At 66.5% G+C, this 26677-nt stretch carries 24 protein-coding genes and 1 pseudogene; 14 read left to right on the top strand and 11 right to left on the bottom strand.

The features are described 5' to 3' along the window. Positions 1 to 314 precede the first annotated feature (314 nt). From QZM67_RS16590 to QZM67_RS16580, 3 genes are read left to right on the top strand one after another with little or no spacing between them, the layout of a single operon-like run. On the top strand, positions 315 to 1460 hold the full coding sequence (locus tag QZM67_RS16590; protein ID WP_301805348.1) for a glycosyltransferase family 4 protein: 1146 nt from the start codon (positions 315 to 317) through the stop codon (positions 1458 to 1460). Beyond that, positions 1460 to 2026: a hypothetical protein gene (locus QZM67_RS16585; RefSeq protein ID WP_301804906.1), complete on the top strand. Its 567-nt coding sequence runs from the start codon at positions 1460 to 1462 to the stop codon at positions 2024 to 2026. The genes QZM67_RS16590 and QZM67_RS16585 overlap by 1 nt, the downstream gene beginning before the upstream one ends. 23 nt (positions 2027 to 2049) lie before the next feature. Continuing rightward, positions 2050 to 2793, top strand: a complete 744-nt coding sequence (locus QZM67_RS16580) for a polysaccharide deacetylase family protein (protein WP_301804904.1) — start codon at positions 2050 to 2052, stop codon at positions 2791 to 2793. A gap of 18 nt (positions 2794 to 2811) precedes the next feature. Here QZM67_RS16580 and QZM67_RS16575 read toward each other — a convergent pair whose 3' ends face one another. The 4 genes from QZM67_RS16575 to QZM67_RS16560 all read right to left on the bottom strand — a co-directional run bounded on the left by QZM67_RS16575 (position 2812) and on the right by QZM67_RS16560 (position 7274). Next, complete coding sequence (locus tag QZM67_RS16575; protein WP_301804902.1) at positions 2812 to 4047, bottom strand: MFS transporter; 1236 nt, start codon at positions 4045 to 4047, stop codon at positions 2812 to 2814. Between the two features lie 316 nt (positions 4048 to 4363). Further along, positions 4364 to 5302: an alpha/beta hydrolase gene (locus QZM67_RS16570; protein ID WP_301804899.1), complete on the bottom strand. Its 939-nt coding sequence runs from the start codon at positions 5300 to 5302 to the stop codon at positions 4364 to 4366. 2 nt (positions 5303 to 5304) lie between these two features. After that, positions 5305 to 6189 (bottom strand): alpha/beta fold hydrolase, encoded by an 885-nt coding sequence (locus QZM67_RS16565; protein WP_301804897.1) that lies wholly within the window; start codon positions 6187 to 6189, stop codon positions 5305 to 5307. Between the two features lie 29 nt (positions 6190 to 6218). Continuing rightward, entirely contained in the window at positions 6219 to 7274 is a 1056-nt protein-coding gene (locus QZM67_RS16560) for a sugar phosphate isomerase/epimerase (RefSeq protein ID WP_301804896.1), read from the bottom strand. 110 nt (positions 7275 to 7384) lie between these two features. Here QZM67_RS16560 and QZM67_RS16555 point away from each other — a divergent pair, with 110 nt between their 5' ends. Beyond that, on the top strand, positions 7385 to 7990 hold the full coding sequence (locus QZM67_RS16555) for a TetR/AcrR family transcriptional regulator (RefSeq protein WP_301804895.1): 606 nt from the start codon (positions 7385 to 7387) through the stop codon (positions 7988 to 7990). 27 nt (positions 7991 to 8017) lie between these two features. Here QZM67_RS16555 and QZM67_RS16550 read toward each other — a convergent pair whose 3' ends face one another. Beyond that, positions 8018 to 9325: a CdaR family transcriptional regulator gene (locus tag QZM67_RS16550; RefSeq protein WP_235995991.1), complete on the bottom strand. Its 1308-nt coding sequence runs from the start codon at positions 9323 to 9325 to the stop codon at positions 8018 to 8020. Positions 9326 to 9597: 272 nt separating this feature from the next. Here QZM67_RS16550 and QZM67_RS16545 point away from each other — a divergent pair, with 272 nt between their 5' ends. From QZM67_RS16545 to QZM67_RS16525, 5 genes are all read left to right on the top strand, one after another. Then, positions 9598 to 10053, top strand: a complete 456-nt coding sequence (locus tag QZM67_RS16545) for a MarR family winged helix-turn-helix transcriptional regulator (protein WP_301804894.1) — start codon at positions 9598 to 9600, stop codon at positions 10051 to 10053. Positions 10054 to 10136: 83 nt separating this feature from the next. Continuing rightward, the gene (locus QZM67_RS16540) at positions 10137 to 10784 is read left to right on the top strand and encodes a paraquat-inducible protein A (protein ID WP_301804893.1); all 648 of its coding nucleotides are present in this window, start codon (positions 10137 to 10139) and stop codon (positions 10782 to 10784) included. After that, the gene (locus QZM67_RS16535; RefSeq protein ID WP_175022624.1) at positions 10781 to 11434 is read left to right on the top strand and encodes a paraquat-inducible protein A; all 654 of its coding nucleotides are present in this window, start codon (positions 10781 to 10783) and stop codon (positions 11432 to 11434) included. The genes QZM67_RS16540 and QZM67_RS16535 overlap by 4 nt, the downstream gene beginning before the upstream one ends. Continuing rightward, positions 11427 to 13079, top strand: a complete 1653-nt coding sequence (locus tag QZM67_RS16530; RefSeq protein WP_301804892.1) for an intermembrane transport protein PqiB — start codon at positions 11427 to 11429, stop codon at positions 13077 to 13079. The genes QZM67_RS16535 and QZM67_RS16530 overlap by 8 nt, the downstream gene beginning before the upstream one ends. Next, on the top strand, positions 13076 to 13765 hold the full coding sequence (locus QZM67_RS16525) for a membrane integrity-associated transporter subunit PqiC (RefSeq protein ID WP_301804891.1): 690 nt from the start codon (positions 13076 to 13078) through the stop codon (positions 13763 to 13765). The genes QZM67_RS16530 and QZM67_RS16525 overlap by 4 nt, the downstream gene beginning before the upstream one ends. A gap of 378 nt (positions 13766 to 14143) precedes the next feature. Here QZM67_RS16525 and QZM67_RS16520 read toward each other — a convergent pair whose 3' ends face one another. The 6 genes from QZM67_RS16520 to QZM67_RS16495 form a co-directional block, all read right to left on the bottom strand. Next, positions 14144 to 14614 carry a MarR family winged helix-turn-helix transcriptional regulator gene (locus QZM67_RS16520; RefSeq protein WP_301804890.1) on the bottom strand — a complete coding sequence of 157 codons (471 nt, stop codon included), beginning with the start codon at positions 14612 to 14614 and terminating at the stop codon, positions 14144 to 14146. Beyond that, the gene (locus tag QZM67_RS16515; protein WP_301804889.1) at positions 14614 to 16098 is read right to left on the bottom strand and encodes an MdtP family multidrug efflux transporter outer membrane subunit; all 1485 of its coding nucleotides are present in this window, start codon (positions 16096 to 16098) and stop codon (positions 14614 to 14616) included. The genes QZM67_RS16520 and QZM67_RS16515 overlap by 1 nt, the downstream gene beginning before the upstream one ends. Beyond that, positions 16095 to 18188 carry an FUSC family protein gene (locus QZM67_RS16510; RefSeq protein ID WP_301804888.1) on the bottom strand — a complete coding sequence of 698 codons (2094 nt, stop codon included), beginning with the start codon at positions 18186 to 18188 and terminating at the stop codon, positions 16095 to 16097. Before QZM67_RS16510 ends, QZM67_RS16515 begins: the two co-directional genes overlap by 4 nt. A 7-nt stretch (positions 18189 to 18195) precedes the next feature. Beyond that, positions 18196 to 19251: a multidrug transporter subunit MdtN gene (mdtN, locus tag QZM67_RS16505; protein WP_301804887.1), complete on the bottom strand. Its 1056-nt coding sequence runs from the start codon at positions 19249 to 19251 to the stop codon at positions 18196 to 18198. Positions 19252 to 19265: 14 nt separating this feature from the next. Beyond that, a complete protein-coding gene (locus QZM67_RS16500) occupies positions 19266 to 19571 on the bottom strand; it encodes a YtcA family lipoprotein (protein ID WP_301804886.1) in 306 nt (101 codons plus the stop codon). A 309-nt stretch (positions 19572 to 19880) separates the two neighbouring features. Then, a complete protein-coding gene (locus QZM67_RS16495; protein ID WP_301804885.1) occupies positions 19881 to 20963 on the bottom strand; it encodes a porin in 1083 nt (360 codons plus the stop codon). A 167-nt stretch (positions 20964 to 21130) separates the two neighbouring features. On the opposite strand from QZM67_RS16495, the gene QZM67_RS16490 reads away from it, so the two are divergent. The 5 genes and pseudogenes from QZM67_RS16490 (at position 21131) to QZM67_RS16470 (ending at position 26664) form a co-directional block, all read left to right on the top strand. After that, on the top strand, positions 21131 to 21448 hold the full coding sequence (locus tag QZM67_RS16490) for a hypothetical protein (RefSeq protein WP_301804884.1): 318 nt from the start codon (positions 21131 to 21133) through the stop codon (positions 21446 to 21448). A 361-nt stretch (positions 21449 to 21809) separates the two neighbouring features. Continuing rightward, positions 21810 to 24536, top strand: coding sequence for a LuxR C-terminal-related transcriptional regulator (locus QZM67_RS16485; protein ID WP_301804883.1), 2727 nt, complete (start codon positions 21810 to 21812; stop codon positions 24534 to 24536). A 157-nt stretch (positions 24537 to 24693) separates the two neighbouring features. After that, a pseudogene (locus tag QZM67_RS16480) lies at positions 24694 to 24951 on the top strand (catalase); the annotation flags it as partial. A gap of 29 nt (positions 24952 to 24980) precedes the next feature. Next, entirely contained in the window at positions 24981 to 25166 is a 186-nt protein-coding gene (locus QZM67_RS16475) for a hypothetical protein (protein ID WP_301804882.1), read from the top strand. Between the two features lie 256 nt (positions 25167 to 25422). Continuing rightward, positions 25423 to 26664 carry a CdaR family transcriptional regulator gene (locus QZM67_RS16470; RefSeq protein WP_301804881.1) on the top strand — a complete coding sequence of 414 codons (1242 nt, stop codon included), beginning with the start codon at positions 25423 to 25425 and terminating at the stop codon, positions 26662 to 26664. The last annotated feature ends 13 nt before the right edge of the window (positions 26665 to 26677 follow it).

Here is a 26677-nt window from a genome sequence, read left to right as displayed (position 1 = left end):
GTCGTCCGCGCCAGGGCCGCCACGGGTCACGCGTCGCCGGACTTCCCCCGCCTCCCCGGCGGCGTCACACCGCGTGACGACACCGCCAGCGATCGCGACACATCCTCACAAAGATGCGCAGACCTTGACACTACGGCACGTAATGCTTCTGTAATATTTTGAAACGATTCGCGTTGCCGCCACGCCCGGGCGTCGATGCGCAATCACGCATCGGCAACGCGGCACCGGGTTCGAGTCATTGCTTTCTACGGGCTGGGGCATTTATTTTCTCAGCAGTCCTGCCCAATGATTGAGCGAGGAAAGGCGGCATCGTGATGAACATTCTGTACACCAACTTCCACGGCGACTATGGCGGCGGCCAGGACACCTACGTCCGCGATCTCGCTGGCGCGATGAGCCGGCATCATCGCGTGACCGTCGCGTCGCCGGAAGGCAGCCGCCTGTCGCGACTGTTGAAGGACAGTCCCGACGTGGCCATCTTCGACATGGAATTCAAGCCACGCTGGAACCGGCTGTGCCAGGAAGTCGTCCGGCTGCGCCAGCGGATCGTCGCCGAGCGCTTCGACGTCATCCATGTCAATGGGGCCGCCGATCACCGGCAGGTGATGCTCGCGCTGCTCGGCTGCCGGTATCGGCCCGCGGTGGTGCTCACCAAGCACAACACCTATCGCGCCGACAGCTTCGGCAACGTGCTGCGCGCCCGGCTGGCCACCGACCACACCATCGCGGTCAGCGATTACGTGGCAGGCATGCTGGCGCGCCAGTCGCCGTATGGAAACGTCACGGTCGTCAAGCACGGCGTGCGCCGGCAGGCTGCCGAACGGCTGGCCGGCGACGAAATTCGGCGCCGCAAGATCGCGTTGTTCGGGCCGTCCGCCGCGGACGCGATCGTGCTGGGCAGCAGCGCCGGCACCGCGCCGGAAAAAGGCTGGATGGACCTGATCGCGGCGCTGGGCCGCTTGCCCGAACACGAGCGCGAGCGGTTTCGCGTGCTGCTGGTCGGCACGGAGCCGACCGGCGAGCAACGCGAACAGATCGCGCACCACCGCATGGCCGCGCGCACCGCTTTCACCGGCCGCGTCGACGACGTGCGGACGCCGTTCTCGATCGTCGACGTGTCGTTCGTGCTGTCGTACTACGAGAGCCTGTCGTACGCGTGCCGCGAAGCGATGGCGCTCGGCTGCCCCGCGATCGTCACGCGGGTGGGCGGGCTGCCCGAGAACGTCGAACCGGGCGTGGACGGCTGGGTGGTTCCGCCGCGCGAGCCCGAGGCGATCGAGGCAATCCTGCGCGCGATCGTGCGCGAACCCGGGTGCGTGGCCGTGATGGGGCGCAACGCACGGCTGAAGGGCAAACGCGAGTTCTCGTTCGAACGATTCGTCGACGCGACACTGTCCATCTATCAGAAATCGATTCGACACAACCCCTATCGTCGAGCAACCTCCTTGAGGTCCGTTTAATGGCCATGAACATCTGGAAGAAATACTGGGACCTGCGCACGCGGGAGTGCCCGTGCGACGTGCACTTCATCGAATGGCTGGAATCCGTTCGCCTCAACGGCATCCGCATCTATCACTTCGGCACCGGCGGCCATCATCATGTCGGCCTCGAATGCGCGCGGCCGCACCTGAACAACACCGTCTTCGGCGTCACGGCATCGCCGAAGGAATACAAGTCGTACGTCGATCTCGTCACGCGGCTACCGGAAGTCAGCAAGACCTATCTGGCCTATTTCGGCGACATCTATACGAGCAATTCCGACCTGCTGCCGGCGTTCGACGTCGTCACGCTGTTCCATCTGTGCGAATTCCGCAACGAGAAGAACAGCCTTTACGGTGCGAAGACCGACGCCGAAGTGCTCACCCTGTTCGCACGCCATACCGCGCGCGAAGGTCACCTGCTGTTCTACAAGGGCTCGTCGGCGTACCGGCAGGCCGAGCCGATCATCGAGCAATGGGCGGCGAATGCCGATTTCGTCGAAGTCGGCGACTTCAAGACCCTGCGGATTTTCCGCAAAGCGGCGTAATTCCCCGACCTCGCGAGCCGCTCATGCTGCTGTCCGCCCCGCGCTACCCGATCCTGATGTATCACCAGATCCGCACGCTGCCGCCGCCGCCCGACCGGCTGCGCAGCCTGAGCGTCGCGCCCGACGCGTTCCGCCGCCAGATGACGCTGTTCAGGCGGCTCGGTTACCGCGGCCTGAGCGTGCGCGAACTGCAGCCGTATCTGCGCGGCGAGCGCAGCGGGAAGGTCTTCGGCATTTCGTTCGACGACGGCTTTCTCAACGTGCTGACGCATGCGATGCCCGTGCTGGACGAGCTCGGCTTCACCGCGACCTGCTACTTCGTCGCCGGCCGGTTCGGCGGCGAGAACGACTGGGATGCGGGCGCCGATACCGCATGCTCGCCGCTCATGACGTGCGCGGACATGCTCGCCTGGCGCGATCGCGGCCATGAAATCGGTTCGCATACGCTCGATCACGTCGCGCTGTCGCACGTGCCGGCGCACGTGTCGGAGGTGCAAATCGCCGAATCGAAGCGGCGGCTCGAAGCGTTGAGCGGCCAGCCGGTCGAATCGTTCTGCTATCCGTACGGCGATCTGGACCCGCGCGTGCGCGACCAGGTCGCCGCCGCGGGTTACCGCCACGCGACGACGACGCGGCGCGGCTGCGCCGATGCGCACGACGACCGGTTCCTGTTGCCGAGGATTCCGGTCGCGGGCGGTGTCGGTGCGCTGCGACTGTGGTTCAAGTGTGCAAAGGCGCGGGTTCGGCGGCGCAGGTCGCTCACATGACATCGACCGTCGCGCTGGCTATGCCGGCCGCTGCCTGCAGAATGCGAGCAGACCGGCCAACGCGATTCCCATAAAGAGGATCCATCCCGGCGTGAGCGCCGTCCAGCCTGCGGCGATGCTGCCGATGAAATTGCCGAGCAACCCGCCGATCGCCCACGAAATCGCCGACGCGCCGAAATAGCTGCCGGCATTGCCGTCCGTCGTCAGGTCGGCGAGCGCAATGTTCGACGCGGGAAGAATCAGGCTTTCGCCAAACGTGAAGACGATCGCAATGACGATCAGGATCACGAGCGACGCATCCGCGCCCCGATCGCGAGCGAACAGCAGTGCCGCCATCGCAAAGCAGCCGCACAACGCGGCATGCCCGATCACCATCATCGCGCGCCAGTTCGTGCGCTGAAACCAGCCCATGCCGAGCCACGCGGTGGCGATTCCGATCAGCGCATTCGCGATGTAGAACGGTCTCACGCCGTTATAGCCGTGTGCGCCATGCGAAAAGGTCAACGGAATGAACACGTAAATCTGCGTATACACGGTCCAGAACGGGACAAGTGCCCAGCAGAGCCGGCGAAACCGCCTGTCGCCAAACGCGACCAGCACACCGCGCAGCGGGCGCACTGCGACCGCGGTGCGCCTGCTTCGCCCCGCGATCCACGGTGCAATCAGCGCGAGCGCCGCGAACACCGCGCCGCTCACCAGAAACGGCAGTGCCCCGTTCGTGTTCGGCACGACGAACAGCAACGCCGGGCCGATCAGCGCGCCGAGATTGAGCGCGAGATTGTTCAGCGCGAACACCTTGGGACGCACGGCGCCATCGAGCGAGCCGAAGATCGAATACGCGGTCGTTTCGTAAAGCGCGGCGCCCAGCCCGGACAGGCACGCCCACAGCAGCAGGCCCGGCAGCGACCGCGCAAACGCGAATCCGACGAACCCCGTCGCGCGGCAAAGCAGGCCGAGCATGGTCAGCACGCGACTGCTGAAGCGATCCGTCGACGCCCCCAGCACGAGCGGCAGCAGCCGGCTCGCCAGCAGATTCACCGTCAGCACGCTGGCGACGCTACTCGCATCCAGATGACGCTCCATGTCCAGGAACGCCGCAAGCAGCGGCAGCGATCCGAACACCGACAGGTTCACCAGGAACTGGAAGATCAGCAGGACGCGCGTCGACGCCGGCACGCCCTCCGTGATTCCGGTGAGCCACGCGGCCGGCTTGTTTGGCTTCTGGCGAAACGAGTCGACTCTGTCGCCGGACACCCGCCGATCGCAATCTTCCATCATGTTCTCCGCTGACGTTCGATGCCGGCCTGACGGAGCATGAAAAAAGCCCCGTCCGTTTCCGGCGGGGCTTGGGGTGGGTTCGACACACTGGACTACGACACGCAACCTCCTCCCGGCCCGCCATTGGCGGTCGTGGTGGTAGTCGTGGTCGTGAAGAAAAGTGCGTTCATGTGACGAATCTAGTCAACCTGCTGTCGGACGTCAATCCGTCGACTGCGTGGCCTGCCAGACAGGAAATCCATCGAACGCGGCGGTCTTCCCAAGTTCGCGCACGCACCCTTCGGCCATGCGCTCACCGCCGGAACGCCCTGCGCATCTGCGCGCCGGCCACGTCGAACACCCGGCGGGCTGCCGGCGTCACGCCGGCCATATGGATGCACGCATGGATCATCCCCGGCAGCACGACGCAATCGACCGGCACGCTGGCTTCCCCCAATCGCTCGGCATACGCGAGCGCATCGTCGCGCACCGGGTCGTACTCGCACGCCAGCAACGTGGCCGGTGGCAAACCCTCGAGCGACGCCGCCCGCAGCGGCGACACGCAGGATGAGCTGCCGTCGTCCGCATCGGCCAGGTACAGATCGAAGCAATACCGCATGATCTCTTGCGTCAGGTAGTAGCCCTGCCCGCAAGTCCGATAGGACGTCGTGCTCATCGACACATCCAGCGGCGGGTACAGCAACAGCTGATGCGCGATCGACGGGCCGCCGTGCTCCCGTGCGACGAGGCAGACAGCCGCCGCCAGGTTTCCTCCGGCACTGTCGCCGCCGACGGCGATGCGCGCCGGGTCCAGCCCCAGGCCGGACGCCTCGCCGACTACCCAGTCCAGCGCATCGTAGAAATCCTCCAGCGGGACCGGAAACCGGTGCTCCGGTGCAAGCCGGTAATCGACCGACAGCACGACACATTGCGTCGCGTTGGCCAGCGCGCAGCAAGGATTGTCGTAAAGCTCGAGCGTGCCGAGGCACCATCCGCCGCCGTGCGCATAGACGATCGCCGGCTGGCCTGCCGCGCACGCCGACGTGACTGCTGGCCAATAAGCCCGCACGCGAATCTGCCGCCCGTCGCGCGTCGGCACCGAGAAGGTTTCCGTACGGTCGACCGCTTCCAGCGGTCCATGCCAGTGCCGCAGTGTCGTATCGGTGGCCTGCCGCAACGCGTCCAGCGACGCGGGCGGCTCGACCCCAGCCAATTGTTCCAGCAGCGCGGCGATGTTGGCGTCGATCGGCATGGTCAGCGACTCCGCTCCAGGAACGGCAGCAGATGGCCGATGAACGCGTCGGGCGCCTCTTCCATGATGAAGTGGCCGCAATCGGGCACGACCGCCCCCTGCAGATCCGTCGCGTTATCGCGCATCGTGACCAGCGGCGCATCGCCGGTGGCGTGTTCGGCACCGATGGCAAGCACCGGCATCGCCAGCTTGCGCTGCGCCCGCGCCTGGTTCTGCCGGATCGTCTCCGGAATCGCACGGTAATAGGAGAAGCCGCCGCGCAAGCCGCCCGGCGCCGAATAGGCGTCGATATACACGTCGACGGCCACGCAATCGCGCCGGAACGACCAGCGGTTGAACATGAACTCCAGATAGGCCCGCTCACGTCCGGCAATCAGCGTCTCGGGCAAATCGGCCAGCTGGTTGAACATGAAATGCCACAGGAAGATGTTCTCTTCCGGCGGAGCGAAGATCGACGGCGCGGGCGCGAGCCCCGGAATCACCGCCTCCGTCAGCGCCAGCGACTTCACGGCCTCGGGCCGGTCGCTCGCCAGCGCATAGGCCACCCACATGCCGACGTCGTGGCCGGCCACCTGGTACACGTCGAAGCCGAGCTGCGCCATCACGCGATGCAGCGCCGCCGCCGTGCGCCCCGTGTCGTAACCCGCCTCCGGCCGGTCGGAATAGCCGGTGCCGGGCGGATCAACCGCGATGGCCATGAAGCCGCGCGCGGCGAGCGCCTGCATCACATGACGCCATGCGTACCAGGTTTGCGGCCATCCCGGAATCAGCAGCACCGGTGTGCCTGCGCCGGCCGTGACGCAATGAATGCGCTGGCCGTCGATGCGGACGTATTGATGGGCAAAGCTTTGAGCGCCGGCTAACGACGACTGAAATTGAGCGGACATATCGATGGTTCCTCGCAATGGGGGCCGGCTCAGGCGATGCCGAGCATGTCGTGGATTTGCTGTTGGTTGACGACGGCACCGGCGAAGTCGTCGAAGACGCGCTCCGTCACCCGGATGATGTGGTCGTTGATGAACGCGACGCCTTCGCGCGCGCCGTCCTCCTGATCCTTGAGGCAGCATTCCCACTCGAGGGTCGCCCACCCTGCGTAGTCGTACTGAGCAAATTTCGAAAAAATCGCCTTGAAGTCGACCTGACCGTCGCCGAGCGAGCGGAAACGGCCGGCACGCTCCAGCCACGAACTGTAGCCGCCGTAGATGCCCTGACGGCCCGAAGGCAGAAACTCGGCATCCTTCACATGGAACATGCGGATGTGCTCGCGATAGATATCGATGTACGCCAGATAGTCCAGTTGCTGCAGCACGAAATGGCTGGGATCGAACAGCATCTTGCAGCGTGCGTGCTGGCCGACCAGCGCATGGAAGCGCTCGAAACTGACGCCGTCGTGCAGGTCTTCGCTGGGGTGGATCTCGTAGCAGAGGTTGACGCCGTTTTCATCGCAGACGTCGAGAATCGGCCGCCAGCGGCGCGCCAGTTCGTCGAAGGCCGTCTCGATCAGGCCGGCGGGCCGTTGCGGGAACGGAAACAGGTACGGCCACGCGAACGACCCCGAAAAGGAGCCCATGTCGGTCAGCCCCAGGCGGCGTGAAGCCCGCGCGGCCAGCTTGAGCCGATCCAGCGCCCATGCGGTGCGCGCGGCCGGATTGCCGCGCACGGCTTCGGGCGCGAAGTTGTCGCACATGGCGTCGTACGCGGGATGCACGGCGACCAGTTGCCCGAAGATGTGCGTGGTCAGTTCGCTGATCTCCAGCCCGTGTTCGGCCAGCATGCCCTTCATGTCATCGCAATAGACCTGGCTTTCCGCAGCGGTCTCCACGTCGAACAGCCGGCCGTCCCACGCGGGAATCTGCAGCGCCTTGAAGCCGACGCCGGCCGCCCATTGAGCGATGTTCGGCAAGCTGTTGAACGGCGCCGCATCGTCGGCGAACTGGGCGAGATGGAGACTGGGGCCCTTGAGGGTACGCATGATCAACTCCTATTGTTTGTTGATCGACAAAGAATAGAATAGCGGAACGGCGCGTGTCAACACGACGCGCGATAAAATCGGCGCACGATGTGACGACGGACGAAAGGGATATGGCAGGACGACCGAGAGAATTCGATCGCGACATGGCGCTGAAACGCGCGATGCTCGCGTTCTGGCGACGCGGCTACGAAGGCACGTCGATGTCCGACCTGGTCGAAGCGATGGGTATCGCGTCAGCGCGTATCTATGCCGCGTTCGGCAGCAAGGAGGCCCTGTTCCAGGAGGCCATTGCGCTCTACGAACAAGGCGAAGGCGGCTTCGCCGATCGTGCGCTCGGCGAGGAAACCGATGTCCGCGCGGCCGTCGAGCGGATGCTGCGCGACGCCGTCGCCGCTTATACCAGGCGTGGCCAGCCGCACGGCTGCATGGTGGTCTCCGCCGCGACCAACTACTCGGCCGAAAACGAAGGCGTCATGGAATGGCTGGCCGCCCATCGGCGTGCACGCACGCAATCGATCGCCGAGCGCCTGCAACTCGCAGCCGAGCAGGGGCAGCTCGCGCGCGGCACCGACATCAAGGCGCTGGCCGATTTCTATGCGACGCAGTTGCACGGCATTTCCGTGCAATCCCGCGACGGCGTATCGAAAGAGCGCCTGCTCGCTTCCATCGGGCCGGCGATGATGCCGCTCGCGATGGCGGTACGCGACAACGCGTGACGCGGCCCGACGCGCCGCCCCGGCCGGTCATTTCGCGCTGGCGCGCCCTCGCCGCGGTTTCGGTTCGGCTTCGGTCGGCTCGGGTGCCGCGCATCCGGACGTGGCGTGCCTCAGTTTGAGCGCGATGTCGAGTTGCGCGATCCACCCCGGATCGTCGAGCGACGCGCCCAGCACGGTTTCGATGCGCTCCAGCCGATGGATCAGCGTATTGGGATGAATGTTCAGGCGCTCGGCCGTCACCCTGCGCCGCTGCCCGCTCTCGAAATAGGCGGCGAGCGTCGCGATCAGATCCGCCTCGCCCGACAACTGCTCGATCAGCGACACCAGGTAGCGCAGCACGTTGGGCGTGCCGCGCACGCTTTCCTCGATCGCCATCGACGAATATCGGTGGATCCTGCGGGACTGCCCGTCGCGCGGCGCAAAGTCGACGGCCTTCAGCGCCTCGGTGACCGACGCAGCCCAGCCGTCCGCGCCATGATTCATCAGGCCGATCCCGATGTTGCGCATGCGCGGTTCCGCACCGACGAGGCGCGCCGCCCGCTCGGCGACGATCTGGTCGCAGCGGCTGAGCGTATCGCCGCGCGTGCACGGCACCCAGATCACCAGCCGTTCGCGATGCCACGCATGCACGAGCGCCTCCCGCGCCACGTCCAGATGCCGTGCCGCAATCAGGACGAGCCGTTCGAGTTCGTCGTACCGGACAACCGGCGGAAGATCCCGGAGATCGGCGTCGATCGCGAGTGCGACGCGCGGTGACGTGGCATCCAGTCCGAGTGCGGCGGCCAGCTCCGCAAACATCGCAGCATCGCCGGACGCATGGAAGATCACGTCGCGGAACTGATGCAGCAGCGATTCACGCCACCAGGCTTGCTGGTGCTGCTCGGCCAGATAGGCTTGCGCGGTGATCTGCGCCTGCTCGTCGAAGAAGTCGAACAGATACGGCGACACGTCGAACAGCAATTCCTCGGCGAGTGCCGGGTCGGCCCGGCCGACCTCGGCGCTCACCCGCCAGATCTCGCGCGCGCCGAGCTGATACGCACGCAGGATCGACTGCAGCGGCACATTCTGGTGCACGCGACGCCGCGCCGATTCCTGCAACGCGTCGATGACCTCCGCCGAACAGGGCTTCCCCGTCAGCAACGACCGGAGGCAGAGATCCGTCTGCAGCGACATCGTTTCGAAGATGTCGTTCCGGACGGTCGGGGCAAGGTCCCGGTAGCCCTCGAGCTTCATCAGGATTGCATACGCGCTCTCGACGATCACGGCACGGTCGTCCGCGAGCTCGGCAAGCTTGTCGCGCAGGCGCGAGCTGAGGGTGGGAACGATGACTGGCATGGTCGGCTTGGGTCGCAATGGAATGGACAGGCACAGCGCGGTGCTGTGCCTGCGTAGGCGAAAGTATCGCGGATTTGCTTGGCGGCGGCATGACCGCGACCGGTCGCGTTGTGAATATCGACAATCGCATTGTCGGATTTTCCAATTTTCCCGCCGGCCCCGCACGCTTACCATCGAAACCGCACCTTGCCCAGCGCGCACGGTGGTGGAAATCGACCGGATGCGCGTGTCGCGTCGAATGCAGGGTGATGCCGAGTATGTTCGAGAACTTTTTGTCCTTCAGCCGAGGTGGCACACCGTGCCACGTCGACAGCTTCCGGTTGCTGCTGGACATCCGTGTCTCGATCGAGCGCATGCTCGACCAGCGCATGTTGACGACACTCGGGATCTCCTTCTCGCAGGGTAGCGTGCTCGTCCAGCTCGCGGGGGGCGGCACCGTCTCGCAACAGGATCTCGCGAAGGCGCTCGGCTGCGGTACGAGCCGGATCTCGCGCCTGGTGCACGATCTGCCCAACCGCGAATGGGTCGTATGCCGTCCGGGCAGCGACGATCGCCGCACGCGGAACCTGTCGCTGACGCCCGCCGGCCTCGCGCTCGCCCGGCAGATCCCGTCGGTGCTCGCCCAGGCCGGGCAGGCCGTGCTCGGCCGCTTGTCCGTCGAGGAACGTCGCGTTCTCGGGGCCTCGCTGGCCCGCATGCTCGACGAAGTGCGGAAGCCTCGCCGTTGACCCTCGCCGGCCTCGATACGGCCCGTTCATGCCGCCATCGGGACGTCGCGCTTTACCGATAGAACCGAAACGAATCACGTCACGTGTCCCAACCTGCCTTGATTGTTTGCCATACCTGCGACGCCGTGCTGAACAAGCCGCGCCTCGCGGGCAAAGCAACCGCGCGCTGCCCGCGCTGCAACGAACGGCTCTACCGCGGCCATGCCGCGCAGCTCGACCGGCTCTGCGCGCTCACGCTCGCGGCACTGATCGCGTTCGCGATCGCCCAATGCTTCCCGATCCTCGACATGAACGTCAGCGGCATGCACGTGCAGACCACGCTGACCGGTGCGCTCGGAGCGCTGTGGCGCCAGGACATGCGGATCGTCGCGGTCATGGTGTTCTGTTCCGCCCTGCTGTTTCCGCTGGTCGAGCTGACCGCGCTGCTCTACCTGCTGGCCCCGCTTCGCGCCGGCCGGATCCCGCCGGCCTTCGACACCGTGTTGCGGGCGATCCAGCTCGTCCGCCCGTGGGGCATGATCGAGGTGTTCATGCTCGGCATTCTCGTCACGATCGTGAAGATGGTGAGCCTCGCGCAAGTCGTCCCCGAAGCGGCGCTATTCGCGTTCGCGACGCTCACACTGCTGCTTGCCGTGGCCGCCGCGTTCGATCCCCGCGCGCTGTGGGACGTGGCCGATGCGCTGCGCGAGCGGGCGGCGGGCGGTCCGGCACGTCGCGCGACCGCACGATGAACATCGTCACCGCTACCCGGGCGGGTGTGACGGGCTGCCACGCGTGCGGCCGCGTACAGCGGCACGCGCAGCCGGGCGCCGGGCACCCGCATGCCACCCCGGCCCGCTGCACGCGCTGCGGCACGGCGCTGCACGCGCGCATCCCGAATGGCCTCGCGCGCACGTGGGCACTGCTGATCGCCGCCGCGATCCTCTATATCCCGGCCAACCTGCTGCCGATGATGCACACGACCTCGATCGTCGGTTCGCAGGACGACACGATCATGAGCGGCGTCATCTATTTCTGGGTGTCGGGCGAATGGCCGCTCGCCGTCGTCGTGTTCGTCGCGAGCATCCTCGTGCCGATGCTCAAGCTCGGCGTGCTCTTCATCCTCGCTTTCACCGCACAGCGCCGCTCCGCGTGGCGACCGATGCAGCGCACCCGGCTCTACCGGATGGTCGAACGGATCGGCCGCTGGTCGATGCTCGACATCTTCGTCGTGACGCTCACCGCCGCGCTCGTCCATTTCCGCTCGCTGGCGACGATCACGGCCGGCCCCGGCGCGCTCGCGTTCGGCTCGGTCGTGATCCTCACGATGCTCGCGTCGATGCAGTTCGATCCCCGCCTGATCTGGGATCCAGTCGAAACTTCTGGGAAACACCATGACTAGTCCGCAAGGCCCGCAACACGATTCGAATGCGGAACGCCCCGGGAACGGCCAGCCGTTCCCGTCCGTCCCCGATCCCGTCATCGCGACGCGCGCCGGATGGCTGCCGTCGCTCGTCTGGCTGGTGCCGCTCGTCGCCGCGCTGATCGGCATCGGGCTGGTCGTCAAGTCGGCGCTCGAGCGCGGGCCCGAGATCACGATCAGCTTTCGCAACGCCGATGGCCTCGAACCCGGCAAGACGCGGGTGAAATACAAGGACGTCGAAATCGGCACCGTCAAGACGATCAAGCTTGCCAAGGACTTGTCGCACGTGCTGGTCGACGTCCAGCTCACCAAGGACGCCGACACCTTCGCCGTGAAGGATTCGCGGTTCTGGGTCGTGCGGCCGCGGGTCGGCGCAAGCGGCGTGTCGGGCCTCGGCACGCTGCTGTCCGGCGCGTACATCGGCGTCGACGCCGGGCGCTCGAAAATCGACGCCATCACATTCAGCGGACTCGAGACGCCGCCCGCCGTCACCGGCGACCAGCGCGGCACGCAATACACGCTGCGCGGCGATTCGCTCGGCTCCCTCGATATCGGCTCGCCCGTCTACTACCGGCGCGTGCAGGTCGGGCAAGTCGTCGGCTTCTCGCTCGACCCGCTCGGCACGGGCGTCACGTTCACCGTGTTCGTCAACGCGCCGTACGACCAGTATGTCCATGCGAACTCGCGCTGGTGGCAGGCGAGCGGCGTCGATCTGCGGCTCGATTCGAGCGGCCTCAAGCTCAACACGCAATCGCTCGCGACCGTGATTCTCGGCGGTATCGCGTTCCAGGCACCGGTCGACCAGCCGGCCGGCGCCGTTGCCACGCACGATACGGTCTTCGCACTCGGCGCGGACGAAACGCAGGCGATGCGCGATCCGGACGGCGAACGCGTGCCGGTCGTGATGAACTTCAACCAGTCGCTGCGCGGGCTCAGCGTCGGCGCGCCGGTCGACTTCCGCGGCATCGTGCTCGGCGAGGTCACGAATATCGGCATCGACTACGATCCGAAAGCCAAGGGCTTCACGATGCCGGTGACGATGAACCTCTACCCCGAGCGCCTCGGCAAGCGCTTCCGCGATACGATCCGCAGCAAGGGCGAACCCGCCCGCCGCGAAATTCTTCAGCGACTCGTCGAACACGGCCTGCGCGGCCAGTTGCGCATGGGCAACCTGCTGACGAGCCAGTTGTACGTCGCGCTCGACTTCTTCCCGACCGCCTCGGCCGTGAAACTCGATGTCAATCGGGAGACGATCGAGTTGCCGACCGTGCCGAACACGCTCGACGAGCTGCAAGTACAAGTCGCCGACATCGCGAAGAAACTCGACAAGGTCCCGTTCGACCAGATCGGCGCCAACCTGAACAGCACGCTCGCGAACGCCAACAAGCTGTTCCAGCAGCTCGACACGCAGGTCGCGCCGGAAGCGCGCGATACGCTGTCGGCCGCGAAGCGGACGTTCACGACCGCCGAAGCCACGCTGCAGCAGGACTCCCCGTTGCAATCGGACGTACGCGGCGCGCTGAAGGAACTGACGCAAACGCTGCGTTCGCTGAACATGCTCGCCGACTATCTCGAACGCCACCCCGAATCACTGCTGCAAGGCAAGCCTGGAGACAAGCAATGAACGCATGCACGCCACGCCTCGGCCAGCTTCTCGCACGGGCCGGCGCGGCCCTTGCAGTGGCCGCGACGCTCGCCGGCTGCGCGTCGCCGCCGGCGCGCTTCTACACGCTCGCCGCCGACGGATCGGCCGCCACGCCCACTGTGCCCGACACGTCGGCCGATCCGGCGTTCCTGATCCAGGTGCCCGCCGTCGGCGTCCCCGAGCAGGTTGCGAAGAATCAGTTCGTCGTGCAGAAAAGCATCGGGCAAGTCGCTGTGCTCGAGCAGGAACGCTGGGCGTCGGCGCCGGCTGACGAGATTCGCAGTGCGCTTTCGTCGGCGCTGACGCATCAGCTCGATACGATCGACGTCGCCCATTCGGCCTACCCGCCCGGCGTACCGGTATACCGGGTCAGCGTGGACGTACAGCGGTTCGAATCGTGGCCGGGCCAGCGTGCCGTGCTCGATGCCGTCTGGAGCGTACGCTCGCTCTCCAGCCAGCGCGTCACGACCTGCCACACCCACGCGGCCGTACCGGTGAGCGCGGGCTACGACGCGCTCGTGACCGGGCACCGTCAGGCGATCGGTCAGCTTGCGACCGAGATCGCCGGCACGGTACGCGCGATGGCGGCCGCGCAGCGCATCGTCAAAAACGTCGATACGGCTTCGCCGGCCATGCGCTGCCCTTCCGCGCCGGAACATTCATGATGCCCGCCTGCACCGCGCCAGTGCTGCATCGGTGCCGGCAAACTGCGGGGGCCGCGTGTGCATGGCCCTGGACGAACGCCAAGACGCGCGTCGCTACTCGATTCGTTGAAGAGATTGGCTGATCGACTGGCGGCTGATCGATAGAAGCAGTCGCGGACAGAAGCGGTCGCGGTCGGGGAGCGATGCAGGTCGGCAACAGGCGTCCATCGGATGCCATCGGGCGCATGTCGCGCATACGCGCCTTCCGACAGCGACGATACGCGCCGCTTCCACGCCATCGCGGGATGACGATGACGATGACGATGACGATGACGATGACGCATCACGCATCACGCATCACGCTTCACGCTTCACGCTTCACGCTTCACGCTTCACGCATCACGCATCACGCTCGCCAAGTATCCGCTGGAGAAGCCGTGAGAGGAACATCCGCTCCTCCGCCGTCAACGGCCCCAGGGCGACGGCCTCCGCTGCCGCGATGACGGCGGGGACACGCTCCGCGATTGCCCTGCCTGCCGGCGTGAGCGTCAGCACCAGTGCCCGGCGATCCCGGTCATCCCGGCATCGCACGATCAGCGCGCGACGTTCGAGATCCTGCGCCAGACGCGTGAGGCGGCTGGTGCCGCAGCCGAGCACGCTCGCGAGCCGCTGGCACGACATCGCGCCGCCGCGGGCGAGCTGAACCAGCGCACGCCCTTGCGAGAACCGGATACCGAGCGCCGCCAGCATGGTCTGGTCCAGCACGCGCTTGATCGCGAGCTGCGCGCCCAGCATCGTGCGAAATCCGTCTGCCTCGCGCGATGCGTCACCCAGGCCGGAGCGTGCGAACGGGTCGGGCACGTGCTGCATTACCGCGGGTTCAGAACGACGGGCGCGTCCGACCGGTAGCCGCCGCCGAGCGCCTTCGTCAACGCGATGTCCTGGCCGATTCGCCGGCCATCGATGTCGAGCAGCGCAACCCGTTCCTGAATGACGGCCTGTCTCGCCTCGACCGCGGTCAACTGGCTCGCCAGCCCGCGCTGGTAGTGGGCCTCGGCGCTGTCCTGGGTGAACGTCACCGCGCGGATCTTCCCGGTTTGCAGGGCCGCCTCGGCGTCGAGATCCTGCAGCCGGCTGCCGCTCGCGGCCACGTCGCGCACGGCATTCAGCACCGCCTGGTTGTACTGCAGGATCAGCAGGTTGCTCGCGGTGCGGGCGTTGCCGAGGTTCGCGTTGAGCCGCCCGCCGTCGAAGATCGGCAGGGTCAGGCCGGGCACCAGGTTGATCTGCTGGCTCGCATGCGTGAACAGGTCGGCCAGATGCAACGCATTGACGCCGAAGAACGCCTTGATGTCGAAGCTCGGATAGAACGCGGCCTTGGCTGCGTCGATCTTGTCGAAAGACGCTTCGACGTACCAGCGCAGCGCCTGCAGATCCGGGCGGCGCGCCAGCAGTTCGTACGACAGCGTCGCAGGCAACGCGGACGGCGGCGCCGGCAACGGCACGGGCCGGATCTCCGCGAGATCGTCCGGCCCCGCGCCGATCAGCGCGCGCAGGGCTTCGCGCTGTTGCGTGATGCGCCCCCGGGCGGCCACGATCTGCCGTGCCGTCGCCAGCTGCTGCGCGCGGGCGACCTCGGTCTGCGTCTGCGCCTCGAGCCCCCGCGCCGCCCGCGCGGCGTGCGCATTCAGCGAAAACGTCGCGACGTCCTGCAACTGCTCCAGCAGCTCGATGAGCCGACAGGTGGTCTGGATACCGTAGTAAAGCTGCACCACGTCCGCGGAGAGCTCCAGTTCGACGGCCGAAGTCTCGACCACCCGCGCGTTGTGCACGCCCAGCGCAGCCTCCACCTGCGCGCGCGCCTTGCCCCAGATATCGATATCGAGGCTCGCGCCGAGACCGACGATGCCTGCCGTGTACCACGGCCCGGTTGCGCCAATGAGCGGTTCATTGCCTGAATAGGCGCCCAGGAAGCCGTTGCCCGACACGCGCTCGCGGTCCACCGAGGCCAGTGCCCCCACCTGCAGGCCGGTGCCCGATTTCACGAGGTCGACGTCGGCCTTGGCCTGCGACACGCGCGTCCGAGCGATCGCCATCGTCGGCGAATCGGCCAGCGCACGCCCGACCAGTGCGTCCAGTTGCGGATCGCCGTAGCGCGTCCACCAGCGCGCCGACGGCCAGCCGTCCTTCGCCAGATGGATGTCGTCGGCCACGCGGATGCGTTCGGCGTCGAGCGTCGCCGCCGGCTTCACGTCATGACGAATCAACGCACAGGCGGACAGGCCGCACAGCAACACCGCGACGGAGACACGGCGCAACGATGAACGGAAAGGGCGAATCAACGAATCAGTCATGCTTGCGAAGCTCGAGAAGTCAATACTGGACCGGCGGGTTCCGGCGCCCATGCGGGCAGGCCCGAGATCTGGCCGGCCAGGCTGTCGGCCCGGGTCGTCAGCCGGTCATACGCGGCCCGCAGGGCATCGGTCGGCCGGGCCGCAAGATCCGCCGCGCAGCATTCGGCCAGCGCCTCGAGCGACGCGCGCGGCGGCGCGCCCACCGTCAGCGGATGCGCGGCCAGCGCGTCCGCATAGTTGTCGAGGAGCGCGGCCAGCTCGTGCTGAAAGGCGGTTGCCGCAGTCGCGGTGCGCGTCGGCCACGACGCACGTCGCTCCGCGCCGAACGCGTCGACCGCCAGCAGGATTTCCCGGACCCGGGCCAGGAGCGCCTGCATGCGCAAGGTCAGGCCTTCGTGCTCGCCGTCCGCCATCTGCCACCCCGGCTCGAGCGCGACGCGCGCCGACATCGCCTCGCTGTCGCCCAGCTCGCTCCAGAGACCGACGGGCACCGGCTGCACCGTCTCCGCACGGAGATGCTCGCCGATCCGGCGCACCAGCCGCGCGGCGCGCTGGCGTAGCGCTTCGCCTTCCGCCTCGGGCCACAGGTACGCATGAACGACCGTCGACACGACGACACCGAGCAGGATCCCGATCATCCGGTCGCGGATTTCGGTGAGGTCGGTGGTCGGGCCGAATTTCTCCAGCAAGGCCAGCGCGAACGTAAACACGATCTGCGTGCCGGCGTAGCTGATGCGTTCCGACCCGGCGGACACCCACGCGCCCAGCGCAACCACCGGCAACGTCATCATCAACAGGCCGACGATATCGTCGAGATGCGGCACGACCCACACGACCATCGCGAGCGCCAGTGCGCTGCCGACCGCCGCGCCGCCGATCCGGAGCGCCGCGCGCTGGGTCGTGGCGCCAAGGCTCGGCAGCGCAACGATCAGGCAGCTCAGCATCATCGTGTGAATGCCCGGCCAATCGGTCGCGGCATAGAAGACGTAGCTGAGCAGCGCGGCCATCAGCGTCTTCAACGCGAACTGCACGTAGGTGGGATTGGTCAACGCGTCCGGAACCAGCAGGCGCGCCTTCTCGGCCGGGGATGGGGTGGCCGGCGGGGCGGCGGACCGATCCGCGAACGCCAGCAACGCGTCGCGCATGTCCGCCAGCGCGCCGGGCAAGCCGTCCGTCGGCAAGTCGACCAGCGACGCCGGCGCGACGAATCGCGCGCCCGTTTCGATCGCGTCGCCGAGACCACGGCATGCGTCGCGCAGTGCGCGTTTCGCGTCTGCGGCCGTGCCGGTTGCGGCGTCCGGCAGATGGCTTGCCGCCGCGTACAGGCGGGACACCGTCGCCACCCTCGCGAGGTGCAGCGCCTGATTTGCGCGATACGACGCATCCCGCATCGTCGCAAAGCGCAGCAGTTTCTGGAGCGTCAGCGCACCGGCCTGGATCTCACGCGCGCCCGGCCCGCCAGCCGCCGACGCGCGATGGTCGAGCCGTGCCAGCGCCGCATCGATCGCAGTCAGCTGGCCGCGCATGGCCGCTTCGAGCTGGCGCACCGGTTCCGCGGGCAGGAACAGCGTATTGATCGCGAGCGTCACCGCGATCGCGTAGTTGACCGCGACCCACACCCACAACGTGGTACGCACCAGCAGTTCGGCCTGGTCGGTTCGATCGACGAACGTCTGAACGTAAATGACGACGATCGCGACGATGAAGAACACGACCCCGATCTTCGCCACCCGCATCATGTAGACGCTGAACAGGAACAGCACGCTCGCGAGCAGAATCCGCAGCAACGGATAGTCGTAGGTGAACTTGAGCACGAGGATCGCGCTGCCGACCGCCACGGTCGAGCCGATCACGAACAGCACGCCGATCAGCCGCGTCACCACCACGTTCGCCTGCGTCACGTAGAACACGACGATCAGCGACAGCGCCAGGAGCGGCACCTGCAACGCCATCGACGCGACGATGACGAGCGCGCTGGCGAGCACGCAGCGCAGTGTCACGTTCAGGCGTCCCGGGTATGGCCGGATTTCGCCGCCGATGAAGCGGGCGAAGCGCTGCAGGCGGCTCGCGGCGGGATGCCCGGCGCTCATGTCACGCTCACCGTGCCGCATCGTGCACGGCGGCACCCGGCCGCAGCGTGGCCACCGCCGAGGTGCCGATCCGGAACGTCTCCGGGTCCGGGTTCCGCACCGCGATCTTCACCGGGAAACGCTGCGAGACGTGTACCCAGTTGATGCTGCGCGCCACGCGCGGCAAACCCTCCAGCACCACGCCGCCGTCGTCAGGCAATACCCCGTAGCTGATCGAATCGATCGTGCCGTCGAAGTGCTTGCCCGTGTCGCTCATCAGGTAGACGGTGGCCGGCATGCCCGCGCGCACGTCTTTCAGGTCGGTCTCGCGGAAATTGGCGATCACGTACCAGTGACGCGTATCGATCAGCGTGAAGACCGGCTTGAGCGCGGACGCGAACTGGCCGACCGTCGTGCGCAACGCAGCCACCCGGCCGTCGAACGGTGCACGCACTTCGGTGAACTCGAGGTTCAGCTCCGCGAGGGCGATCTGCGCGTCGACTTCCGCGCGCTGCGCCACCAGCGCATCCACGCCGCTCACCGCCGCGGCCGCCTGCTGCGCCTGCAGCATCGCCGCGTTCAGTTCCGCCTGCGCCGCCCGTTGCGCGGTGCGTGCCCGATCGACATCTTCCGCCGACGTATAGCCGTGCGCGAGCAGCGGCTCGACGCGATGCAGCGTATCCGTCGCCTGGTTGGCCTGCGCGCGCGACCGCTCGACCGCCGCCCTCACGGAATCGGCGTTGTACTGCTGCGCATTGACCGAGCGCTGCGTCAGCGCAATCTGCCGGTCGAGCGTGACCCGCCGGGCACGTGCCTGATCCAGCGCGTCCTGGTAGGGCCGCGGATCGATCCGGAACAGCAGGTCGCCGCGCTTGACCGGCTGGTTGTCGCGTACCGGCATCTCGACGATCTTGCCGTTCACTTCCGGCACGACGTTGATCGTGTCGGCATAGACATAGGCGTCGTCGGTCGTCGGCGCATGCTCGAGACGCCACAGGACGACGCCGAGCAACACCAGCGCGGCCACCACGATGAGCCAGGTAACGATGGACTTTTTGCGCGATGCGCCGGAAGCGTCGGACATAACGGTACGCGTGATCAGTGAGGAAAGAAGAGCAGCCAGAACGCCATCGCGAACACCGCGGCCAGGGCGGGGTAGCCGATCCCCACCGGCGCGAGCAGATCGCGCTTGCCGCACGTGCCCAGCACGACGTGGACAACCACGGTGCCCAGCACACCGCCGACGATGCAGAACAGCCAATCCGGAAAAGCCGCGCCGAATACGGCAACCGACGGCGCGGGCGCGCATCCTTCGAGCAACAGGCTTGCCGCAATCGAAACGATGGTCAGGGCGATGGACGAACGCATCTGCAAGGTACTCACGACAACGGGCAGGGACGGCATGACGGGATGCCGGCGAATGGATTCATGGATTGAACGAACAGGGCGCGAGAACGCGCGGGCGGGTTGCCGCGACAGCCGGACGCCGGTTCCGCCGCATGGCGGAACACCGGTCGGGCCGGGATCGGGCACTGCGCGGCTCGATCTCCGATGTTAGTGGGCGGGGCGCGGCCGGAGAATCGTGAAATCGCACAACGACACTGTGAAAATCTCCAATGCCGAACTGCGTCGGCCTGTGCCGTGCCGCCGGTCGAGCCTGGCGAAAACGCCGCCGGGGTGCGGCCTCGGCACCCCGACGGCGCGCGCGCCGGCCTAGAACGTATGACGAAGGCCGACCACCGTACCGACGGTCGTACCGGCGCCCTCGTGCAGCGCGCCGTTGATCGCGAGCCCGGTATTCATCAGGCCGTGGTTGTGAACCACACCGACCTGCCCGTAAACCGTCGTCGCTTTCGACAGGAAGTACCGCAGCCCGATCGCGGTCAGCACCGAGTGGTTGCCGGTATCGTTGCCGTCGCTCGTCACCCATGCGCCCGCATCGGCTTCGACGGCAGGCGTGATGGTGTAGCTTGCGCCGGCGCCGTACACGCGGCTGTCGAACCCGCCGCTCACCTTGTAGAGCGCGTAAGAACCCTTGACGGTCAGGCTGCCGAAACTGTATGCCGCGCCGATGGTGCGGCCGGTAAACGGGACCGTGCTGGGAATCGGCGTCCCCGCCGTGCCGCCCGCGTTGCCGTTGTAGAGCGCCGCCGTGACGAGGAACCCGCCTCGCTGGTACTTGAGGCTCGCCGAATACTGCCGCCCCGCCTGGAAATCGCCCGCCTTCCCGCCCAGTCCGAACATCGCGCTGCCCTGGAAGCCGGCGATGTCCGGGCTCGTGTAGGACACCGCGTTCTGGTTGAACAGCCCCGTCACCAGCACGCTGTCGACATAGATGACGGCGCCGCTGCCGAAATAGGCCACGTCGCGCGGATCGGTGCCGATCAGCGACAGCACGAACGGCGAGTATTGCAGGCCGGCCTTGACCGACCCGAAGCCGCCGCTCAAGCCGATCCAGGCCTGACGGCCGAACAGGTTGCCGTTCGAATTGCCGAACCCGCCGCTCGGGATGTCGATGCCGCTCTCGAGGACGAACGTGGCCTTCATCCCGCCGCCCAGATCCTCCACGCCCCGCAAGCCGAATCGCGATGCCGACGCCGCACCGTCGACCATCGCGAACTTGTGGCCGTCGTTCGCGCCGGTCGCCGGATTCAGCGACTTGTTCGTGTAGAGCACGGCGGCATCGAGCACGCCGTAGAGCGTGACGCTGCTTTGCGCATGCGCCATGCCGGACGTCCCGCCCAGCGACGCAGCAATGGCCAGGCCAAGCGTTCCCTGACGCCATGTCGATTTCATGTCTATCCTCCAACCCAAGATCGTTATTTTCAATGTCGCGTCACGGCTGGATGCCGATCGGCGCTTTCGCTACACGTCACAACAGGTCCGTCACGGCCGCTTCTTGCGCCGCGCGGAGTCTTCCCGATCCGGACGCGTCACGTCCGGCAGAAACCAAACATGCGTCGATGCGATCGACGACGCACCTGGCCGTCATCGACGGCATTGCATGTCGAACGGCAGGCAATCGCCGCGGGCCATTCGGCATTCGCTACCAAGGCGATCGAGCCGTCACCGCCCACGCCGACCCGTGCGGGCCAACGTTGCGGCAGCGGCCACGGCAGGCCGATCCGGCCCGATGCCGCACGCGGCTGATGGAGGGAAAGGCGGGCGCAATCGCGCGACGGACGGCGACGCGCACGACGGCGCACGTACGTCAGGAGGCGAACCGCGTCGGGCCCGCAGAGGTGATCGGCAGCAAGCAGGTACAGGTCGATGACGTCTGACCGATCGGCGATGCGGTGGGCACAAAGGACTCCTTGACATACTTCCGGTAGGGCTCGATTCGACGAAGCACGTTTGTCACGACGTCATGCGAAACAATGATGACCGTATCGCAGCGCCGGATCGACGTGGACTGAATGCAAGACTAAAAGCAGGCCGAGGGGATGTGCCCCCCTCCAAAGGGGAGGCGGGAGTCTGGCGACGGGGGGGGCGCGATGCGACTCCCCCCTACCGTGGGAAAACCCTCATCGCAGTGGTGGCGACTATCATTAACATGATGTGGTGCATTCCGGACTATCCCCCATGAACTTGCCGTCCGAATCCGATGAGCCTCTCTGGAATCTCTCGCTGATACAGACAAAAATGGCGCCGCCGCGCCCGCCCCGGTTCCGTGTCGCGCGGCGGACGCTGTCGAAGAAACTGGCCGCGGCGGCCGAGCACGCGGTCACCCTCGTGATCGCGCCGGCAGGGTTCGGCAAGACCACGACGTTGTCCGAATGGTGCGAAGTACTCCGCACCCGCCATCAGCTCGTCGCGTGGCTGAGCCTCGACCAGGACGACGACAATCCCGACCAGCTCGGCGCCTACCTCGTGGCTGCGTTGAATCACGGCACGGGCGGCATCGGTCAGCAGGCCGAAAAGCTGCTGCGCAACGATCCGATGACACCCGGCAAGACCGTGATCTCCGTGCTGCTCAACGAGATCGCCGCGTGCGGCAAGCAGGTCTTTCTGATCCTCGACGACTTCGACCGGCTCACGTCTTCCCCGGTATGTGCGGTGGTGTCGCGCCTGTTGCGCTACGCGCCGGCCAATTTCCACGTGCTGCTCGGCGCGCGCGGTGAGCCGAGGCTGGCGCTTGCCCAGCTCCGGACCCACGGCCAGCTGCTGCGGATCGACGAATCGGACCTGCGCTTCTCCGCGGACGATGCGCAGGCGTTCTTCGCGCGTACCGGCACCGCGCCGCTCGACCGCGGCGCGGTCGAGATGCTGACCGACGCGACCGAAGGATGGATCACGGGCTTGCAGCTCGCGTCGTTGTCGCTGAAGGAAGAAGCAGATGCCACCAAGGTCGCGCGCGATCTCGCCGGCAATCGATTCGGCATCGACGCGTATCTCGACGACGCCGTCCTGTCGCACCTGCCGCGTCCCGTGTATCAGTTTCTGCTGCGGACATCGATCGTCGATCACCTGAGCCCCGGCCTCTGCGACGCCGTCATGGGCGCCGGCGCCCGCAGTTGGGAAAAACTCGACTGGCTCGAGCGTCACAACCTGTTCATCCGCGCGCTCGACGACGAGCGCCAATGGTTCCGCTATCACGCGCTGCTGTCCGACGCGCTGCGGCGGCGTGCCGCGCGGCAACTGGCCGACGAATTGCCGCGACTTCACCAGCGCGCCAGCCAGTGGTTCGCGCACGCGCGGCGATGGCCGGACGCCGTGCGTCACGCGCTCGCCGCCGGTGACACGCTGCAAGCCGCGATCTGGGTCGAGAACTGTGCGACGGCCTTGATGGATCGCAGCGACGTCAACACGTTGCTGAGCCTGATCGGCAAGCTGCCGCGTCAACTGGTGAAGTCGCGGCTGCGCTTGCGACTGGCGAATGCATGGGCGCTCGCGTTCCTGATGCGCATGCCGGAGGCCGGCGAGGTGCTGCGGCACGCGCAATCCGACTTTGCGCGCCATCATGACGATCGCACACGGACGGAAGGCGAACCCGACACGGCGCTGCCGATCGAGATGATTGCCGTGGATGCGGCCATTTCCGGCTTCGACGACGACAGCTACCGGTCGCTCGAGCTGGGGCGCCAAGTCGTCCTCTCGTCGTTGCCTGCCTCTGCATGGGTCAGGCGGCTCGGGGAAACGGCGCACATCTTCGGCCTGATCTACGACAGCCGCTTCGACGAAGTCGAGCGACTCAGGCAAGGCGCGGCCGCCGTCCCGGCCGACGATCACGACTTCATCTACGCCAACGTCTACCGCGAGTGCATGTTCGGGCTGAACCTGCTGGTGAACGGCCGCCTGCCGGAAGCGATCACGCTGCTGGAATCGGCGATCGCGCATGCCGAGGCAAACGTGTTCCGCCATTCGGCGGCGGCGGCGGTTCCCGCGGGCTACCTGGCGGCACTCTGCTACGAGCAGAACGATTTGTCCCGCGCACGGCAACTGATCAACGACCGCTCGGCCATCACGGCGGAAGCCTGCCCGCTCGGCTCCCTGTCGAGCTACTGCCGCACCGCGGCGCGGCTCCATGCGCGCAACGACGACATCGCATCCGCGCTGCTGTGCCTGCAACAGGCAAGCGAAATCGCTGCCTCCCGACATTGGCTGCGCATGCGCGCGTCGTGCGACGCGGAGATCGTCCGGCTGTGTCTGCAGCAGGGCTGGGTCGATCGCGCCCGGGAAGCCGCCGACGCACTGGACGCGCTGATGCCCGAGCAGATCCCGGCGCCGATGGGCAGTTTCATCGAGACGTGGGCAAGCTGGTGCGAGGTCAAGGCACGGCTCGACCTCGCGACAGGCCGGCCGGATTGCGCAGCCGAACGGCTGCGCGAGTTGAGGACCACGCTGTCCCGTGCCGGGATGACTTACCTGGAAGCGCGGATGTCGCTGTTGTACGCCGTGGCGCTCCAGCAGGAACACGCGCATGAATCGGCGTCGGCCGCGCTGACGGACGCGCTGCGCTATGCGCAGCCGAACGGCATGATCGGCAGCTTCGTCGATGAAGGCGAACCGGTGCTGCGCCTGCTGACGACATTGAACCGCGAAACGGCCGAGCGCGGCGGCATTCAACCGGCCTTCGTCGATCGGCTGCTCGCCGCGTTCGACCCGCGTCGCACCCCGGCCGACGACGGCGCCGCGCGCGACGCCCGGAACCTGCTCAGCACGCGTGAGATCGAGATCCTCAGTCACATTGCCCGCGGCATGTCGAACAAGGAAATCGGACGGGCACTGTGCGTCGCCCCCGAGACCATCAAGTGGCATCTGAAGAACATCTTCGAGAAGCTCAAGGTCGGCTCGCGCTTCGAGGCCGTCCAGAGCGCACTCGGCGTGACACCGGCCGAGCGCGGCAAGGCAAGGGAAGCCAATTCCTGAAACAAACGCAACGTATCGCATTCCTGACGATCAGGTTATCCCGCCGCGGCATGAAAGAGCGAATCGACGTTGCTCCGCCGGAGCGGCGACGCTCGACACCCGGCCGTTGAACAGCGTTTGCGCCGTTCGGCTTCATCCACCCGGAAGGAGTTCATCGATGAATAAACTCACCACCGCCGCCGGCGCACCCGTTGCCGACAACCAGGACGTGCGGACCGCCGGCCCTCGCGGCGCCAAGCCGCTGCAGGATCTGCGGCGCATGGAGAAACTGGCGCACCTCCATCGCGAAGTCATCCCGGAACGCCGCATGCACGCGAAGGGCTCGGGTGCGTTCGGGATCTTTACCGGGACCGGCGACATCACGCAGTACACGCGCGCCAAGGTGTTTTCGCAGATCGGCAGGAAGACCGACCTGATTTCACGAAGCCGCACGGGCCGCTGCTGATGATTGGCAGCGAAGACGATCCCATCATCCCTGCCGCGCTCAACCTCAAGAACATCCAGAAATACAGCGACGCATCGTCGGTCGCGGATTTCCATCGGTTCGACGGGCAATGTCATGTGCTGATCGTGGATCAGAACTGGAAAGACGTGGCCAGCTACGTCAAGGGCTGCCTGGACGAGCGCTGAATGGAATGATCTTCCGCGCGCGTCGCGCAACGGTGCCGGCACGGCTACGACAGTAGCGTGAACCGGACGTTGCGCGGCGTTGCCGCAGGGTCCCGCAAGGGGCCATTGGCGCGAGCTGCGGCGACGCAAGCGGCAATCCTTTGTACCGCCAAGTTTTGTTCAATCAGTTCAGCAGCACGACTGCTCCCGGACGTACCATTCAGACTTCCCGGCGCATCGTCCGATCAAGCAAGGCATTCGTCAGGAGCGAATTCGTATGACCACCGCCATCCCCGAGATCTCGCCGGCCCTGCGCCAGTGGACCGCCAGCGTCGCCGAGAACAACGCCGTCTTCGTCGATCGCGTGTACAAGGCCCTGATGATCGTCAAGCCCTACGCGGATCTCGATTCGACCACGCGGCTCGATATTCGTCATTCGATCACCCTGTCGTCGACGCTCTGGCTCGAAAGCCTCGTATCGGGCCGAATGCCGTCGGAGGACGCCCTCGAAGGTTTCCGCGAATACGGGCGCCGGCGCGTCTATCAGGGCGTTCCGCTGGAATCGCTGCTCCGCGCGTTCCGACTCGGGTCGCGCGAATTGTGGTGCTTCTATATCGGGCTCGCCGATGAGAGCGGCGGTCTGCGCGACGAGCTCCTGTTCCGCGTTTCTCCCTATCTGATGGAATTCTTCGACATCATGTCGCAGGAAGTGGCGCAGACCTATCTGGAGGAGCAGTACAAGCAGGCGCGCTGGCGGGATTCACTTCGCTACCAGCTGCACAGCATCATCTTCAACTTCCCCGACGACACCGACGAATTCAACAAGACGGCGGCAGCGCTGCGTCTCGACGTGTCGGTGCCGCGCGTGGCCCTGGCCGTCGACATCGCGTCGATCGACAGCAATTCGATCACCTTCAAAAGCGAGATCGACCACATCGTCGCGGCGGCAGCCCGGCACCTCAAACTGTCCGCCGACGATATTTTCGCCATCTGGTTTCGCGGGTATTTGCTCATGTGGATACCCGTCCGGCCAGGCGACGCCGCAGGAACGAGCGACGCGCAGATGGTGAAGCAGATCGCGTCCATCGCGGATACGCTGCCCGAAGTCACCGCGATCGGCGTCGGCCTGCCGGGAGAAGGCGCATCGGGCTGGGCCCAGTCCGCCAACGAGGCAAGCCGGGCGCTCGGGTTCGGCCGCCACCACCTCGACGACGCACGCGTCCGCCTGTATGCCGAAATTGCCGTCGAGGAAAGCCTCCGCGGCACGCAACGTGCGCTGACCTACCTGACGTCCCTGATCGAACGACTGGCCAGCGAACCGGAATTGCTCGAGACGCTCCAGACCTACTTCGCGCAGTGCCAGCGGCTCAAGGCGACCGCGAGCGTCCTGGGCATCCACCCCAACACGCTCAACTACCGCCTGGAGCGCATCGAGAACATGCTCGGCGCGCGTCTGGACGATGCCGGCTGGATCTCGAAGCTCGACATTGCGCTCAAGCTGCGCAACGCGCGCACATGACGGCAACCGACGA

The sequence above is a fragment of the Burkholderia sp. AU45251 genome, from assembly GCF_030482905.1.
In the GTDB taxonomy this organism is placed as follows: Bacteria; Pseudomonadota; Gammaproteobacteria; order Burkholderiales; family Burkholderiaceae; genus Burkholderia; species Burkholderia aenigmatica.
Note: the sequence above shows the minus strand (reverse complement) of the source record. Positions and strands in the feature narration are given on the sequence as shown.